Below are 16,660 nucleotides of genomic sequence, written 5' to 3' on the forward strand. Positions count from 1 at the left end.
CCATGTCCTGATGAGTGCCGCCATGTCGCCCTGGAAGCGGCCGGGCCGATTCCGGCCCGTATAGATCAACTGTTCGGGGGCAGAGCCCGTCAACTTGTGTGCCTGGTGTGACAGCTTGTGCAGCAGTGGCGACCGTGGACGTCGCCACTTCTGACTGTCTGTCGCATTTCTCTTCTGACTTCCTGTGGGGGGAAGCTGATGCATTCGCGTGCTGGGCGCACGCCGTTTCGGCGTGCCCGGAGAACACACAGAACAGCCTTCGTCGCCGCGATCACCACGGCCGCCCTGGTGGTCGCCGCGGCGCCCGGCCTCGCAGCGACTCCTCGGCCACAGTTGCCGGAGCCGGAGAGTCCGTGGACGAATGGCATCGCGTCCTCGACACCCGCCTGAACGACGCCCTCGTGGCCCGGGTGAACCTGTCCAACGGCAACCTGATGCTCGCGGCCACCGACTTCGACATCGCCGGCGTCGGCCAGAAGCTGCAGCTCGCCCGCACCTACAACTCCCTCGAGGCGCCCTGGGGGAAGGTCTCGCAGCGCTGGTGGCAGGGCTACGAGCGCTACCTCCAGATTGGCGACACCGAGGTGGTCGTCTTCGACGCCACCGGGGCAGCCCTGCGCTTCAAGCAGACCAGCACCGGCACCTACACCACGCCGACCGGCTACGCCAAGGACCTGAAGAAGAACGCGGACGGCACCTACACCCTGACCGACCGCAAGTCCGGCAGCCGCGACACCTACGACGCACACGGCACGCTCACCAAGGTCGCGGACAAGAACCACGGCACGATCACCGTCGACCAGCACGACGAGAGCGGCGAGCACAAGGGCTTCAAGCTCACCGAGACCCGCTCGGGCCGCTGGATCGACCTGGTCAAGACGTACGGCAACCAGTGGCAGGCCAAGGACCACACCGGCCGTACCGCCGTCTTCGACCTCGACACGCACGGCCACCTCGCCAAGGTGACCGACACGGCGGGCAAGGCCACCTCGTACACCTACGACGGCGACGGCCGCCTGACCAAGGTGACCACCCCGGAGGGCACGGTCACCCTCTTCACCTACGACGGCCACAACCGCGTGACCTCCATGCAGCGCGCCACCGAGTCGTCGGCCAGCGGCCACACCGGCCCGACCTGGCGCTTCGACTACAGCGCGGCCACGCCGCAGGACGCCGGCACCACGACGGTCACCGACCCGGACGGCGACGCCACGGTCCACTGGCACAACGCCGACGGCGAGGTCACCAAGGTCAAGGACCCGCTGGACCACTACCGGCACGCCAGCTACACCAACCACCTGACCCAGACCACGACCGACGCGATGGGCACGGGGACGGACGGCACGGGCGGCAACGTCACCACCTACGGCTGGGACACCCGTAACAACCCGGTCAAGACCCAGCTGCCCATGGGTGCCACCGCGTCGGTGACGGCGTACCAGACGATCGCCGGCACGGACCTGCCGAACGACTTCACCTCCGCCGACGGCCGTAAGGACTCGTTCTCCTACGACACCAACGGCAACACCATGTCGGTCACCACGTCCGGCACCGCCGGCGGGCAGCGCACCTACACCTACAACAAGGCCACCCCCACCTGCGGCGGCTTCGAGGGCCAGCGCTGCACGGCGACGGTGAAAATCAACGACACCCGCTCGTCGAAGACGTCCTTCACCTACGACGACAAGGGCAACTTGTCCAAGGTCACGCCGCCCGCGCCGCTGGGTGAGACGACGTACACCTACGACGCGCTCGGCCGCGTCGAGACCGTCACCGACGGCCGCGGCATCAAGACCGTCTACACCTACGACACCCGCGACCGGGTCACGAAGGTGTCCTCGACCAACGCGACCGTCACCTTCGACTACGACGGCGACGGCAACCTCAAGGTCCGCACCGACGCCTCCGGCACCACCCGCTGGGACTACGACAAACTCAACCGCGAGAGGATCCGCACCCTCCAGAACGGTGCGCAGACCGCCCTCGCCTACACCCCGGGCGGCGAGGTCGACCACTACACCGACCCCACCGGGAAGACCGACTACACGTGGGACGCCGCCGGCCGCCTGGACTACCTGACCGCGCCGGACGGCAAGAAGACCGACTTCGAGCACAACAACAACGACAAGCGCACCAAGACGGTCTACCCCGGCGGCACCACCCAGTCGGCCACCATCGACAAGAACGGCCGCCCGTCCGCGATCAAGACCACCGCGGGCACGACGACGCTCATCGACCTGACCTACACCTACACCAACAGCGCGGGCAAGGACACCACCAAGATCCGCACCCGCACCGACAACCTCACCAAACTCAGGACCACCTACGACTACGACACCCAGGACCGGCTCCGTTACGCCCTGGAGACCGACTCCGCGGGTACCCGCAAGGCGTCGTGGCTGTACTGCTTCGACCAGGCCGGCAACCTCACCAGCCAGGACGGCTCCGCGGCCACCTGCCCCGGCTCGGCGCAGTTCACCTACAACGACGCCCTCCAGCTCACCGCCCAGACCGGCTCCACGACACCGTGGTCGTACGACAAGACCGGCAACGAAACAGCCGGCGGCCGCGTCGCCGCGACGGCGCGGTCGAACGAGAAGTGGACCGACTACCACCAGCTGGCCGACATCACGGTGGGCGGCACGAGCCACGACCTGGTCCACGCGGGCACCGACAACAACGAGCGCACGAAGTTCGGTGCGACGTGGTTCCACCACACCGCAGTCGGTCTGGCGTCCACGACCACCAACGGCGTCGACACGGGATTCATCCGCGAACCGGCGGGCACCTTGAACTCCATGACGACCGGGGGTAAGTCGTACTACTACCTCACCGACGCCACGGGCAACGTCCTGGGTCTGGCGGACGACACGGGCAAGCGCACGCACACCTACGCCTACGGCCCCACCGGCCTGCCCCGCGGCACCACCACCGAGGCAACCCCCCAACCGTTCCGTTATGCCGGTGCCTACCTGGACGCGACGGGTCTGTACAAGATGGGCCACCGCTACTACGACCCCCAGCTCGGCCGCTTCACCCAGCCGGACCCGTCCGGACAGGAAACCAACCCCTACCTGTACGCGGGCGGCGACCCCGTCAACAACGGTGATCCCACCGGGCTGCTCTCACTGGACACCCTGGGGAACATCGGCAGTGGGCTTTCCGTTGCCGGCATCGTCTATGAAGGCCTGACCGGCGGCCCGGACGCGGCGGAAGCCGCAACGGCGGGTGTCATCGCGGACATCGGCATCACAGGTCTTTGTGAAGCCGGGGCTGCGGCCGTGGGAGGGCCGGCCGGAGCGGGGGCAGCGGTGCCCTATTGCGCAGCCATAGGAACTGCCGCGGGAGCCTACGTCACGGCGAACTACCAGAACAGCGCGACGTGAGAGAAATCTGCCCGGACACGGTGTCGACCGTGTCCGGGCAGGACTGATCCGACGGAGGAAGTGACAGTGGAACTCGCCAGGAACGAGAGAGAGAACCGCAGGACTGCGGTGATTCTCGCGGCCATCAGTGCAGTCGAGTTGGTATGCGGGATCGTGCTGGGTTTCCTGTCCTTCCCCTCCTGGGGTATGGCTGACAGTTCCTTCATGCTGGGCAAAGTATTGAGTGTGGTCTTCATCTGCGGCGCCTTCGCTTGCCTTCTGGCGGCGATGGGAAGGAGCCGGAAGTGACACACGCGGCCGTACTGGCAGCCAGCGGCAAATACTCACCAGTCGAAAACGCGCAGGATGCGCTCGTCTTCACCATAGTTTTCGTCGCGATCATCGTCGCGCTGTACATACTCGTGAAGATCCGACGCGGTAGGTGAGGCAGCGCCAAGCCCCCCCGAGGCGTCGGACGGAAGCTGCGTGAAACGGGGGCCAGAGCGTGACTGGGCCGTCGGCGTACTGGCCGGAGAGACCGGCCCTCGAGTGTGCCAACCGGTCCGCCCCCCCGCTACGGGAGCGGACCGGTTCGGCGTTCGAGGGTGCAGCAGGCTTGTGCGGGCCCGCGGCCACGGTGCTCGTCCCGCGCCTCTCAGGTCGTCGACGGCGCCGGGCGCTTGTACATCCTGGTCGCGGTGATCTCGCTGTGGACCGCCTCCCCCGCCTGCGGCGGCTTCGGCAGGCCGGGGCGAAGGTGCTCCTCCACGCTGATGTACTTCAGGCCGGCCCGCAGGTCCGCGTCGTTGCGCAGGCGGATCACCAGCGGGAACTCGGCGAGCGCCGTGGTGTCGAACAGGCCGGTGGTGTACAGCAGCTGCACGCCCAGCGCGTCCGAGACCGCGCGCTGGAGCTCCAGCAGGTACGTCGCGTTGGCGCGGCCGATCGGGTTGTCGAGGAACAGGGTGCCCGCGTGGCGGTGCTTGTCGCTGCGGCCCCGGTCGTTGGAGCGCAGGGCGGCCATCGTGCAGTACAGGGCGATGGCCGCGGTGAGCAGCTGGCCGCCGGAGAACACGTCACCCATCTGTCCGACGGGCACCCGCTCGGCGCGCAGCACCGCGTCGGGCTTGAGGATCTCGACGGCGACGCCCTTCGGCTGGAGCGCGGCGGCGACTCCGCGCAGCAGCAGGGACATGCCGTCGCGGCGCAGGTCGGAGTTCTTCTTGACCGCCGCGCGGGTGGCCTCGTCGATGACCTCGCCGAGGCGTTCGGTGAGGGTGGCCTGGTCTGGTTCCTCGAAGCGGATGCGCAGGAACTCCTGCCCGGACCACTCGCCGAGCCCTTCCGGCAGCCGGGACAGCCGCTGCGCGGAGCGCAGGGTGGCGAGGGCGGACTCGACCATGCCGCGCAGCCGGTCCACGATCGAGTCGCGGTTGCGCTCCAGCTGCGCCAGCTCGTCGGTGAGGACGCGCAGCCGGGGCGCGAAGGCGTCCGCCCAGCGCTGGGCGTGCTCGGGCAGGGCGGACGCGGGCAGTTCGCGGATCTGCTGCCGGGCGGGGGTGCGCACCTGCTCGTAGCGGGTGGAGTTGGCGTGCCGCACCAGGACGTCGCTCGCCTCGCGGACGGCGGCCTCGGCGGCCGAGAGGTCGGCGGCGCAGCCGCGCAGCGACCGGCGGGCCTCGGCGGCGGCCTGCCGGGCCTCCTCCAGGCTGCCCGGGTACGGTTCCGGCTGCTCCTGGTCGTCCTCCGCGGCGGGCTCGCGCAGCAGGTCGCGCAGGAGGGCGGCGATCTCGTCGAAGCCGCCGGCCGCGTCCTCGGCGGCGCGGTGGGCGGCCAGCAGTTCGGCGTGCGCCTCGCGGGCCTGGGCCAGCGCCTCGGTGCGGGAGGCGAGTTCGGCGGTGGCAGTGCGCAGCAGCGCCTGGGCGTGCTCGGCGTCGCGCGGGACCAGCTCCTCGGGCAGCTCGGTGTGCGCCTCGCCGTCCTCGGGGGCGTGCCGTTCGGCCTCGCCGCGCAGCCGGCCCAGCTGCTCGCTGGCGGTGGACATCCGGGTCTCCAGGAGCTGCACCAGCTCCTCCGCGCGGGCCGCGGCGGCCTGCCGGGACGGCCCGTCGGAGCCGTCGGGGGACTGGAGCAGCTGCTCCGCGCGGGTGCGCACCTTGTTGCTGAGCCGGTCCAGTTCGGCGCGGGCGGCGCTCTCGTCGCTTTCCGCGCGGGCCTGCTCGGCGCGCAGGTCGGCGCCGACGCCGACCTTCTCGTACACCTGGGAGGCGGCCCGGTAGGCCTCGCGCAGGGCGGGCAGGGACGCCTTGGGCGCGTCCGTGTCCGGTTCCGGTACGTCGTCGGGGGCGCCGGCGATCTCGGCGCGCTCGGCACGCAGGGCGCGGGCGGTGCGGCGGGCGTCGTCGGCGGCGCGCTGGGCGGCGCGGCGGTCCTCGTCGGCGGCGCGGGCACGTTCCAGGCAGGCCTGGGCGCGGGCCTCGGACTCGGCGGCCTCGTCGGCGAGTTCGCGCAGCTTGGCCTGCCAGCCGGCCCGTTCGCGCAGCCGGAAGGCGAGGCCGGCGAGGGCGTCGGCGGCGCGCCGGGCCTTCTGGGCGGCCTCCTGCTTCTCGTCGCGGACCCGGGCGGCCTCGGTGGCGGCTTCCTCGGCCTCCGCGTGGACGGTGCGGGCCTCGGCCAGCTCGGCCTCGGTCTCCTCGGCGAAGGCGCGCGCCTCCTGGGCGGTGCGGGCGAGTTCGGCGAGGCGGCCGGCGGGGCAGCCGGTGCGCCAGGAGGCGAGCCGGGCGGCCAGTTCGCGGTCCTTGCCGAGGCGGGCGGCGAGGGCGCGGATCTGCTCGTCGCGCTCGGTCGCGCGGGCGCGCAGGGCCTGTCGTTCCTCGTCGGCGGCGTGTTCGTCGTGCATGGCCGGGTTCGGCGGGACGAGGAAGACGTCGCCGGAGCCGGCGGCCGGGGTGGGGGCGAGCAGGGCGGCGGCGGTGCCGACGGCCACGGCGGACCGGGGCAGCAGCGCGGCGTCGCTGAGGGCTTCGCGGGCGCGGGCGTGCGAGTCGGGGTCGGTGATGATCACGCCGTCGACCAGCTCGGGCCGGGCGGCCAGCACGCGCGCGTGGTCGGCGGGGTCGACGGCCTGGGCGAGGTAGCGCCAGCCGGGGAGCGCGGGGATGCCGTGCTCGCCGAGGAACTCGACGGTGGCCAGCACGTCGGGGCCGGGCGGCAGCAGCCCGCCGTCGCCGAGCGCGCCGAGGATGCGGGCGTCGTCGGCGGCGGCGGTGCGCAGGTCGAACAGCTGTCGCTCGGCGGAGGAGACCGCGTCGTCGAGGAGTTCGCGCAGCTCGTCGGCGAAGCGGTCCAGCTCCTCGGCGGTCAGGGCGGTCGCGGCGGGTGCGGTGTCGTCCTCGGGGGTGCCCTCGCCGTTGCGGGGCGCGGGCACCAGGGCGCGGGCGCCGGCGGAGGCGCCGGGCAGGCTCAGCAGTTCCGCCAGCCGCTGCTCGGCGGCCAGCGCCTCGGCGGTGCGCCGTTCGCCCTCGTACGCCCGTTCGGCCGCGGTGGCGGCGTCGGCCGCGCGGGCGGCGGTCAGCTCCGCGCGGGACTCGGCGGCGGCCGCCTCGCGCGCGTGCTCGGCGGCCCGGCGGGCGGCTTCGCGGGCGGTGTCCCAGGCGGCGACGGCGCTCTTCTCGGCGTCGCTGGCGGCGAGGGCGGCGCGCGCGGGGTCGGCGTCGGGGGCGCTGTCGTCGAGCCAGCCCGCGCGGACCGCTTCGGCGGTCTCCTGCTCGACCTCGGCGAGGCGCTGCCGCAGGTGCCCGATCTCGCTGCGGGCGCGCTGCGCCTCGGTGGCGGCGGCGGTGGAGTCCCGGTAGGCGAGGTCGCCGGCCTCCTGGAGCGCGGCGGAGCGCTCCTCCTCCTCGTTGGCCAGGGTCTCGGCGCTCTCGGCGGCGGCGTGCAGGGCGCGCACCAGATCGACGGCGGCCTTGGTGCGGGCGGCGAGCGCGGGGGCGGCGTCCCGCTCGGCCTCCTGGATGGCGGCGGCCACGCGGGCGACCCGGTCGGCGGCGGCGCGGTGGCGCAGCACGGCCTCGGCGGCCTGCCAGGCGGAGTGCAGGGTGCGCGCGTCGGCGAGTTCCCGCTTCTGCGCGGCGGCGGCCTTCTCGGCGGCGGCGAGCGCCAGGGAGGCGTGCCGGTAGGCGAGTTCGGCGGTGATCAGGGCGCTGCGCTCGCGGGCGCTCTCGGCGTGGGTGACGGCGTAGGCGGCGGCGGTGACCCGCTGGGCGAGGTCGGCGGCGCGCACGCGTTCCCGGGCGCCGCGCGCGGAGAGCCGGCGGGCCAGGGTGCGGGTGCGCCGCTCGGCTCCGGCGTGCACGTCGCGCGCGCGGGAACGGGCCTCGGCTGCCTCGACGATCTTCCCGAGCAGGTCCACGGACCCGGCGGTGAAGTCGCGTTCGGCGATCAGCTCGGCGCGGCGGCCCAGCTTGTTGCCGAAGCCGCTGACGAGGTCGGCGAGCCCGTCGGTGTCACGGGTGTCGGTGACGGCGCGCAGCAGCAGGTCGGTGAAGTCGGAGTCCTTCTTCACCGCGAACAGGCCGGCCGCCTCGCCCTCGTCGGCGTTCATCTCGCGCTGGTACCGGAAGAGTTCGGGGTCGAGGCCGAGTTCGCCGAGGTGTTCGGTCCAGCGCTCGTGAATCTCCTCCCAGTGCACCTCCAGGTGCGGGTAGGCCTTGCCGGCGTCGGTGAGGGCGTCGCGGAAGCCCTTCATGGTGCGGCGGCGGCCCTGGGCGCCGGACTGGCCCTCGGCGGGCGGGCGGACGGCGGTGGACTCGGCGACGGGCAGGTTGTCGAGGGTGAGTCCGGGGCCGGGCCGGAAGGAGTACCAGGCCTCGGCGAACTTGCGCGGGTCGTTGGAGACCTGCCGGCCGCGCCATTCGCTGACCTTGCCGACGACGACGCACTCGCCGGTCTGCACGTGCTGCCACTCCAGGGCGACGTGGCCGCAGTCGTCGGCGAGCAGGAACTTGCGCAGCACGCCGGAGCTGGCGCCGCCGAGGGTGTTGCGGTGGCCCGGCAGCATCACCGAGAAGATCAGCTTGAGCAGGACGGACTTGCCGCCGCCGTTCTCCAGGAAGAGGACGCCTGCGGGCGCGGGGCGGCGCGGCGGGCCGACGGGCTCCTCCTCGAAGAACTCCGCCTGGGCGGGCGCGGGATCGGGCACGGGCGCGCCCACCCCGCGCAGGTCAAGCACGGTGTCGGCGTAGCGCGCACCGGCGGGCCCGATGGAGTAGAGGCGGACCCGGGACAGCTCGTACATGGCGGACTCTCGTAACGCTTCGGCAGATCGGGAGGAACGGGGAGGTGCGGGGGTGCGGCTCAGGAGGAGTGGAAGGGCAGTCCGGCGTCGGCCACCAGGTCCAGGTCGTCGCTCTCCTCTGCGGGCAGCAGGGTCGGTGTGCCGTCGGTGACCGGGACGACGCCCAGTTCCAGCAGTTCGGCCAGCGCCGCGCTGCCCGCCATGTCGCGGACCTGGAGCTGGTACCGCGCGGTGGTGCGGTAGGTGCCGCCGTTGTCGTCGCCGGTGCGCTGGAGGAAGCCGGAGTCGGTGAGGAACATGACGGCCTTGGCGACGATGCCCGTCGTGGAGGCGGCCGGCCGGCGCGCGTCCTTGGTGGCGCCGGTCGCGCTGCGTCTCGACCAGACCCGCCAGGCGGCTTCCAGACCGGGCGCGTCCGTGGCCGGGTCGGTGTTCTCGCCCTGCTCGGCGGCGCGTTCCTCCAGGCGGCGGCAGGCCTGCCGGACGAAGGCGTCGACGCCGTTGACGGTGACGCGGCCGATGTAGCCGTCGTCGGCGAGGTCCTCGGGGCGCGGGAAGGCCATCGCGGCGACGGCGAGGTGGGCGAGGCCGTGCAGGAAGCGGTCGCCGGAGTCGGCGGAGGTGCGACGCGCGTAGTCCCCCATGCGTACGGCGAACACCGAGTCCTCGGCGGCCGTCACGGCCATGCCCGCGCGCGGGGACACCTCCAGCACGACGAGGCCGAGACCGGCGGCGACGGCGTCGGCGAGGCGGGCGAACGGCGGGTCCTCCCGGTAGCGGCGCAGCAGGTCGGCGTACTCCTGGTCGCGGGCGGGGAGCAGCTTGGGCTGGAGCCCGAAGGCGACGAGCCGCGCCGCGTCGGCGGCGTCGGCGGGAGTGACGGGAACCTGCGCCGACGGGGCGGATGCCTCCGGCTCACTCCACTCGGCGTGCTCGGTCACGGGCGGTGCTCCTTGATGCGCTGGTGCTGGGTCATGCTGCTTCCGTCCTGCCGGCCGCCATCCCGGCCGCGTCCAGCAGCGCCGTGCCGACGATGAGGTCGGCGCCGCCGAACTCGGGGTCGTCCAGCTCGGTGCCGTCGTCCACGGCGAACAGGAGTTTCTCCTCGCCCTGCCGGTAGGCGGTGCCGACGGGCGGGCTGGCCGCGTGGACGGCCAGCAGGGCGATCAGGTACGGCAGGTCGGGGTCCTGGGGGTGCGTGCGCCTGGCCTCGGCCAGTAGGCCGGAGAGCCGGCGGGGCGCGTCGGCCGGGAGGTCCAGCAGTTCCGTCGCCGCGGCGAGCTGTTCCTCGCTGAAGCGGCTGTCGTCCGGGGTGGCGATGAGGTCGGGTTCGGGCATCTCGGCGCCCAGGTGCTCGCGCTCGACGGGCGGGGTGAGCAGGATGTCGACGAGGTCGCCGACACGGACGGACACCGGGGTGCGCAGGCCGGTGCCCTGCGCGAACCAGGCGTCGGTGACGCGGGTCGCCTGCTCCAGGGGCAGCGGCAGGACGGGGGCGAGGAGGTGGCCGTAGACGTCTATGCCCGCGGTCGACGCCGGGGTGGCGAAGGCCTGGCGGTCCTGCTCGGCGCGGAACAGGGGGCCGGCTTCCAGCAGGCGGGACTGGAGCTGGGTGTGGCGGCGGATGCAGTCCTTGACGATGTCGACCAGCTCGGCGGCGCGGCGCTTGTGCTCGGGGTCCTCGGACTCGTCGCGGGCCTTGCGGATGTTGGTGAGGATCGCGTTCTCGTGCCGGTAGCGGTCGGCGACGTGGTCGAGGGCCTCGGCGATCATGTCGGGGACGGCGTTGAGCCAGTCCACCGCGCGGACGTTGCGGCGGGTGGCGTCCAGGGCCTTGCGCAGGGTCTCCGAGTACTGCACGGTGCGGTACCGGGCCTGTTCGGCGGCGAGCTGGGCGTCGGCGAGGCGGCCGCGGCTGATCAGCACCTCCAGCTTGACCTCGGCGGCGATCTGGGCACTGGTGACATCGGTGTCGAGGGCGCCGACGAGGACGTTGACCGCCTCGTCGGTGGTGCGCAGGTAGACGCTGCCGCCGGGGCCGGGGACCTCCTCGATCAGCTTGAAGTCGTAGTCCCGGCGGACGTACGTGCCGTCCGGGCCGAAGGTTCCGTAGACCGCGCGGAAGCCGCGGTCCACGCTGCCGACGTTGATGAGGTTCTCCAGGACCCAGCGGGCGACCCGCTCGTGCTCGGCGGCGGGCCGCTGCGGGGCCTGGGCGGCGATGCGCGGGACGAGCCGGGCGACGACCTGTTCGTGGTCGGCGCCGGTGTCGAAGTCCATGTTCAGCGTAACGAGGTCGATCGCGGCGAGGGCGATCTCCGCCATCCCGTACACCGAGTACTCACCGGCGAGATTCGCCTTGCGGGCGTCGAGGTCGTGCAGCGGCGCGGTGCAGGCGAGCGCGCGCAGCCGCCGCGCCAGTCCCTCGTCGGCGGCCGGGCCCATGGCGGGGCGCGGCCCCGCGCTGAGCTGGGGCGGAACGCTGTCCGTCGATGCAGGCGAAGTCACGGTGCACAGACTAGGTCCTCGGTCTGACAACGGCCCAAACGGCGGGCGGCCGTGCGAGGGGACCGGGGCGGGGACCGTCCGGCGGGAGCTGCCGGCCGTGCCCCGGCGGTGGCAGGCGGTGGCCCGGCGGCGCCCCGGCAGTGGCAGACGGTGGCCCCGTGTCGCCCCGGCAGTGGCAGACGGTGGCCCCGTGTCGCTTCAGAAGCGGTCGTCCGTACCGTCCGTGCCGACCCGGCGCCGGTAGACCTCCACCACGCGTTCCAGGGAGTCGTCGAGGTAGCCCGCGAGCAGGTGCTCGGCGCGGGCGGGGTCGCCCGCCTGAAGGGCCTTTAGGATCTGGACATTTCGCGCGATGTACGGTTCGTGCAGTTGCTGCGGCTCGTCCACGACGTGGAACGCGAGGCGCAGTTCGGCGAAGACGCTGCGCATGAGCTCGTCGGTGCGCTCGCTGCCGGAGAGCGCGACCAGCTCCCGGTGGAAGTGGATGTTGGCCGTGCCCACCGCCTTCCAGTCGCCTTCGCGCGCGGCCCGCCGGCCCGCCTCGACGGCCGCGGCGAGCGCGTCGACGGCGTACGGCGGCTCGCCCAGCCCCCGGACGACGGCGCACTCGACGAGCCGGCGGGTGCGGTAGATGTCCTCGACGTCCTCGACGGTCAGAACCCGCACGAAGACGCCGCGGTTCAGCTCGTGGACGAGCAGCCGTTCGTGCGTGAGCAGCCGGAACGCCTCGCGCAGGGTGTTGCGGGAGACCCCGAGCGCGCCGCCGATGCTCTCCTCCGACAGCCGGGTGCCCGGCGGGAAGTACCCGTCGGCGATCCGGCTGCGGAGGATGTCCGAGACCCGCTCCGCGGTGCTGGTGCGCCCGAGGAGCGCGCGGTCGTCGGCGAGGTCCGTCAACTGCTCTGCCATGCCCGGAATTCAAGCGCAGACATCAGAACGAAACAACAGGGGTATTGAAGGATCGTTGAACGATCCTCTACGTTGCTGTGCGTTGGCTCACTCTCAAGCACCGTCCTCTTCCTGCGAGGTGCCCATGAGCACGACCCCTCCACCGAAGGCCGTGACCGGCCAGACGCCCCGCCCCGTCACCGGTGAACACCCTGGCGATGACGGCCCGTTGGGCTGGCTGCGCGCGCTCGGTCCGCGCGGCCGGCGCGCGTTCGCCGGGGCGTTCGGCGGCTACGCCCTGGACTCCTACGACTACTTCACCCTGCCGCTGAGCATGGTCGCGCTGGCCGCGTACTTCGGCCTGGACAGCGGCCAGACCGGCCTGTTCACCACGGTCACGCTCGTCGTCTCGGCCGTCGGCGGCGCCCTCGCGGGCGTGCTGGCGGACCGGATCGGCCGCGTCAAGGCCCTGATGATCACGGTGATCACGTACGCCGTGTTCACGGTGGCCTGCGGATTCGCCCCCAACTACGAGACGCTGCTGGTCTTCCGCGCCCTTCAGGGACTCGGCTTCGGCGGCGAGTGGGCGGTCGGCGCCATCCTGGTCGCCGAGTACGCGAGCGCGAAGCACCGCGGCCGCACCCTGGGCGCCATCCAGAGCTCGTGGGCGGTCGGCTGGGGCCTCGCGGTGATCGTCTACACGCTGGTCTTCTCCGTCCTCGACGACGGCCTGGCCTGGCGGGTGATGTTCTGGACCGGCGCGCTGCCCGCGCTGCTGGTGGTGTGGATGCGGCGCCGGGTGCAGGACGCCCCGCAGGCCGTCGCCGTACGCGAACACACCCCGGCCAAGGGCTCCTTCACCGCCATCTTCGAGCCGGGCCTGCGGCGCACCACGGTCTTCGCGGTGCTGCTGTCCACCGGCGTCCAGGGCGGCTACTACACCCTCGCCACGTGGGTGCCGACCTACCTCAAGACGGAACGCGACCTGTCGGTTGTCGGCACCGGCGGCTACCTGACGTTCCTCATCTCCGGCGCGTTCACCGGGTATCTGACGGGGGGTTACCTCACGGACCGGCTGGGCCGGCGGCGCAACATCTGGCTGTTCGCCCTGCTGTCGGCGGTGTGCATCCTGGCGTACGCGAACATCCCCAGTGGCGCCGACTCCCTGCTGCTGGTGCTCGGTTTCCCGCTCGGGTTCTGCATGTCGGCGATCTTCAGCGGCTTCGGGTCCTTCCTCAGCGAGCTGTACCCGACGGCCGTGCGCGGCACCGGGCAGGGGTTCACCTACAACACCGGCCGCGCGGTGGGCGCGGTCTTCCCCACGACGGTCGGCTTCCTCGCCGACAGCTGGGGCGTGGGCGGCGCGCTGGTCTTCGGCGCGCTCGGCTACGGCCTCGCCGCGCTGGCCCTGCTCGGACTGCCCGAGACCCGCGGAAAGGAACTCACATGACCCGCCCGCCCGTCGGGAGCGACCCGCTCGCCGCGCCCGCCGGCGACGACCGCCCCTTGACCGTCGTCGACGCGCACGCGCACGCGTGGACCCCCCGTGAGGCCCGGGCCCGCATCCGCGCGGGGCTCACCGGCCCCACCGCGGGCGTCGCGGCGGGCCACACCCAGGCGAACCTCATCGCGGTGCCCGCGGACTGGGCGTACGACATGCTGCTGTTCTGCCAGCGCAACCCCAAGCCCTGCCCGGTGCTCGACGTGACCGACGCGGGCTCCTGGACCACAGTCCTCGCGGACGGCGCGGACCTGCGCACCGACCTGCCGCGCTACCGGGTCTGGGAGCACGGCGAGCTGGTGGACGAGCCGGTGGACGTGCGCGCGCACTGGCGCGAGGACCTGGTGTCGTTCCTGATCGGGTGCAGCTTCACCTTCGAGGGGGCGCTGACCGCGGCGGGCGTCCCGATGCGCCACGTCGAGCAGGGCCGCAACGTCCCGATGTACGTCACCAGCCGCCCCTGCCGGCCCGCCGGACGGCTGCACGGGCCGATGGTGGTGTCCATGCGCCCGGTCCCGCCGCGCCACCTGGAGACGGCCATCCGGGAGACCAGCCTGCTCCCGGCCGTGCACGGCAGCCCCGTACACTGCGGCGACGCGTCGGCGCTCGGCATCGCCGACCTCAGCCGGCCCGACTTCGGCGAGCCGGTGACGGCCGAACCGGACGACATCCCGGTGTTCTGGGCCTGCGGCGTGACCCCGCAGGCCGCCGTGATGGCCTCCCGCCCGCCGTTCGCGATCACCCACGCGCCGGGCCGGATGCTCCTCACCGACGCCCGCGACGAGCAGTACCGCGTGGCGTGACCCAGCGAGACAATGAGGGAACCATGACCGCGATCGATCTGAACGCCGACCTCGGCGAGGGCTTCGGCCGCTGGCGGCTGACCGACGACGAGCAGCTCCTGACCGTCGTCACCAGCGCCAACGTGGCCTGCGGCTTCCACGCGGGGGACGCGGTCACCATGCGCCGGGTGTGCGAACTGGCGGTGGCGCGGGGGGTGACGATCGGCGCACAGGTGTCCTACCGGGACCTGGCCGGGTTCGGGCGGCGCGCGATGGACGTGCCGCCCGCCGAGCTGGCGGCCGAGGTGGCCTACCAGATCGGCGCCCTGGAGGTCTTCGCGCGCGCGGCGGGCTCCCGCGTGGCCTACGTCAAGCCGCACGGCGCCCTGTACAACCGCGTGGTGCGCGACGAGCGTCAGGCAGCCGCCGTCGTCGAGGGGGTGCTGCTGGCGGGCGGCTCGCTCCCCGTGCTGGGCCTGCCCGGGTCGCAGCTGCTGGAGCTGGCCGGGAAGGCGGGACTCCCCGCGGTGCCGGAGGCGTTCGCGGACCGCGCGTACACCGAGGAGGGCACGCTGGTGCCGCGCGGGCAGGACGGCGCCGTGGTCACCGACCCGGAGGCCGTCGAGGAACGGTCGGTCGGCATCGCCCGCTCCGGCACGGTCACCTCCCTGGCCGGCACCCCGGTCGGGGTCCGCGCGCGGTCGCTGTGCCTGCACGGGGACACCCCCGGCGCGGTCGAGCTGGCCCGGCGGGTGCGGCGGCGCCTGGAGGCCGCGGGTGTGCGGGTGGAGGCCTTCGCATGAGGGTGCTGCCCGTCGGGACCGGCGCGTTGCTCGTCGAGGTGGACTCGGGCGAGCAGGCGCAGGCGCTCCACGCGGAGCTGCTGCGCCGCCGCGCGGAGGGCTCGCTGACGGTGCGGGAGATCGTGCCCGCCGCGCGGACGGTCCTCCTCGACGGCCTGACCGACCCGGGCCGGGTGGCCTCGGACCTGGCCGCCGCCGACGTGCCGCCCGCGCCGCCGCTCCCGGAGACGGTCGTGGAGATCCCGGTGCGCTACGACGGACCCGACCTGGCAGACGTCGCCGCACACTGGGGGGTGTCCCCCGAGGAGGTCGCCCGCGTCCACGCGGCAATCGAGTTCCGGGTCGCCTTCTGCGGCTTCGCCCCCGGCTTCGGTTACCTCACCGGGCTGCCGCCGCGCTACGACGTCCCGCGCCGGGCCACCCCGCGCACCGCGGTGCCCGCGGGCTCGGTGGCACTGGCGGGGCCGTACACCGGCGTCTATCCGAGGTCGTCGCCCGGCGGCTGGCAGCTGATCGGCACCACGGACGCCGTGCTGTGGGACCCCGCGCGGGAACCGGCCGCGCTGCTCGCCCCGGGCACGCGGGTGCGTTTCGTGCCGGAGGCGGAGGTGGCCGCCCGATGACCGACCGCGCCCTCGCCGTCGTCCGCGCCGGAGCCCTGACCACCGTGCAGGACCTCGGCCGCCCCGGATACGCCCACCTCGGCGTACCGCGCTCCGGGGCGCTCGACGCGCCCGCGGCGGCCCTGGTGAACCGGCTGGTGGGCAACCGGCGGGCGGCGGCCGTGCTGGAGACGACGCTCACCGGGTGCGCGCTGCGCCCCCGCTGCGCCGTCACCGTCGCGGTCGGCGGCGCCCCCTGCGCGGTGACCGTCGACGGGCGGCCGGCGGCCTGGGGCGCCCCGGTACGGGTACCCGCCGGGGCGCTGCTCGACGTGGGCCCGGCCCGCGCGGGCGTCCGCAGTTACGTCGCCGTTTCCGGGGGCGTCGCCGTCGAGCCGGTGCTCGGCAGCCGCTCCACGGACCTGCTGTCGGGCCTGGGTCCGGTGCCGCTGACGGACGGGGCGGTACTGCCCCTGGGCACGCCCGGTGCGCCCCACGCGCGCGTGGACACCGCTCCGCAGCCCGCCCCGCCCGCCGAGCTGGTGCTGCGGGTGACGCTCGGCCCCCGCGACGACTGGTTCACCCGGCGGGCCCTGGGCGACTTCACGTCCCGCGCGTACCGGGTGTCGGCGTCGAGCAACCGCATCGGCCTCCGCACGGAGGGCCCCGCCCTGGAACGGGCCCGGCCCGGTGAACTGCCCAGCGAGGGCATGGTGCTGGGCGCGGTCCAGGTCCCGCCGGACGGCCGCCCGGTGGTCTTCCTCGCCGACCACCCGACCACCGGCGGCTATCCGGTGATCGCGGTCGTCCACCCCGCCGACCTGCCGGCGGCCGCCCAGGCCCTGCCGGGAACACCGGTCCGCTTCGTGGCGGTACGCCGGCGGTGATCCCGGCGCCGGCCGCCGCCCGGCTCCC

General features: G+C 73.4%; 11 protein-coding genes. 7 read left to right on the forward strand and 4 right to left on the reverse strand.

Going from position 1 to position 16,660, the window contains the following annotated elements; translation table 11 throughout:
- Positions 1-353 precede the first annotated feature (353 nt).
- Both G7Z13_RS05390 and G7Z13_RS05395 read left to right on the forward strand, forming a co-directional pair.
- Positions 354-3,386: an RHS repeat-associated core domain-containing protein gene (locus tag G7Z13_RS05390; protein WP_277347390.1), complete on the forward strand. Its 3,033-nt coding sequence runs from the start codon at positions 354-356 to the stop codon at positions 3,384-3,386.
- Between the two features lie 66 nt (positions 3,387-3,452).
- Positions 3,453-3,674, forward strand: coding sequence for a hypothetical protein (locus tag G7Z13_RS05395; RefSeq protein WP_165996535.1), 222 nt, complete (start codon positions 3,453-3,455; stop codon positions 3,672-3,674).
- Between the two features lie 346 nt (positions 3,675-4,020).
- Here the strand turns inward: G7Z13_RS05395 and G7Z13_RS05400 are convergent, their stop codons facing one another.
- The 4 genes from G7Z13_RS05400 to G7Z13_RS05415 form a co-directional block, all read right to left on the reverse strand.
- Positions 4,021-8,661 (reverse strand): hypothetical protein, encoded by a 4,641-nt coding sequence (locus tag G7Z13_RS05400; RefSeq protein WP_165996538.1) that lies wholly within the window; start codon positions 8,659-8,661, stop codon positions 4,021-4,023.
- Between the two features lie 59 nt (positions 8,662-8,720).
- Positions 8,721-9,602 carry a hypothetical protein gene (locus tag G7Z13_RS05405; RefSeq protein ID WP_165996539.1) on the reverse strand — a complete coding sequence of 294 codons (882 nt, stop codon included), beginning with the start codon at positions 9,600-9,602 and terminating at the stop codon, positions 8,721-8,723.
- A gap of 31 nt (positions 9,603-9,633) precedes the next feature.
- Entirely contained in the window at positions 9,634-11,169 is a 1,536-nt protein-coding gene (locus G7Z13_RS05410) for a hypothetical protein (protein ID WP_165996541.1), read from the reverse strand.
- 198 nt (positions 11,170-11,367) lie between these two features.
- Entirely contained in the window at positions 11,368-12,078 is a 711-nt protein-coding gene (locus G7Z13_RS05415) for a GntR family transcriptional regulator (RefSeq protein ID WP_165996543.1), read from the reverse strand.
- A gap of 124 nt (positions 12,079-12,202) precedes the next feature.
- On the opposite strand from G7Z13_RS05415, the gene G7Z13_RS05420 reads away from it, so the two are divergent.
- Genes G7Z13_RS05420 through G7Z13_RS05440 form a run of 5 tightly spaced genes read left to right on the forward strand, consistent with a single transcriptional unit; the run spans position 12,203 to position 16,632 of the window.
- A complete protein-coding gene (locus G7Z13_RS05420; protein WP_165996545.1) occupies positions 12,203-13,507 on the forward strand; it encodes an MFS transporter in 1,305 nt (434 codons plus the stop codon).
- Entirely contained in the window at positions 13,504-14,361 is an 858-nt protein-coding gene (locus tag G7Z13_RS05425) for a putative hydro-lyase (RefSeq protein WP_165996547.1), read from the forward strand. The genes G7Z13_RS05420 and G7Z13_RS05425 overlap by 4 nt, the downstream gene beginning before the upstream one ends.
- A 23-nt stretch (positions 14,362-14,384) precedes the next feature.
- Positions 14,385-15,143, forward strand: coding sequence for a 5-oxoprolinase subunit PxpA (locus G7Z13_RS05430; RefSeq protein WP_165996549.1), 759 nt, complete (start codon positions 14,385-14,387; stop codon positions 15,141-15,143).
- Positions 15,140-15,766, forward strand: a complete 627-nt coding sequence (gene pxpB / locus G7Z13_RS05435) for a 5-oxoprolinase subunit PxpB (protein WP_165996551.1) — start codon at positions 15,140-15,142, stop codon at positions 15,764-15,766. Before G7Z13_RS05430 ends, pxpB begins: the two co-directional genes overlap by 4 nt.
- The gene (locus G7Z13_RS05440; protein WP_165996553.1) at positions 15,763-16,632 is read left to right on the forward strand and encodes a biotin-dependent carboxyltransferase family protein; all 870 of its coding nucleotides are present in this window, start codon (positions 15,763-15,765) and stop codon (positions 16,630-16,632) included. Before pxpB ends, G7Z13_RS05440 begins: the two co-directional genes overlap by 4 nt.
- Positions 16,633-16,660 lie beyond the last annotated feature (28 nt).

It is taken from the genome of Streptomyces sp. JB150, from assembly GCF_011193355.1.
In the GTDB taxonomy this organism is placed as follows: domain Bacteria; phylum Actinomycetota; class Actinomycetes; order Streptomycetales; family Streptomycetaceae; genus Streptomyces.

Excerpts from the sequence above, each read along its gene's own strand:
- G7Z13_RS05400 (WP_165996538.1), bottom strand. The coding sequence starts at position 8,661 with ATGTACGAGCTGTCCCGGGTCCGCCTCTACTCCATCGGGCCCGCCGGT.
- G7Z13_RS05415 (WP_165996543.1), bottom strand. The coding sequence starts at position 12,078 with ATGGCAGAGCAGTTGACGGACCTCGCCGACGACCGCGCGCTCCTCGGG.
- G7Z13_RS05420 (WP_165996545.1), top strand. The coding sequence starts at position 12,203 with ATGAGCACGACCCCTCCACCGAAGGCCGTGACCGGCCAGACGCCCCGC.
- G7Z13_RS05425 (WP_165996547.1), top strand. The coding sequence starts at position 13,504 with ATGACCCGCCCGCCCGTCGGGAGCGACCCGCTCGCCGCGCCCGCCGGC.
- G7Z13_RS05430 (WP_165996549.1), top strand. The coding sequence starts at position 14,385 with ATGACCGCGATCGATCTGAACGCCGACCTCGGCGAGGGCTTCGGCCGC.
- pxpB (WP_165996551.1), top strand. The coding sequence starts at position 15,140 with ATGAGGGTGCTGCCCGTCGGGACCGGCGCGTTGCTCGTCGAGGTGGAC.
- G7Z13_RS05440 (WP_165996553.1), top strand. The coding sequence starts at position 15,763 with ATGACCGACCGCGCCCTCGCCGTCGTCCGCGCCGGAGCCCTGACCACC.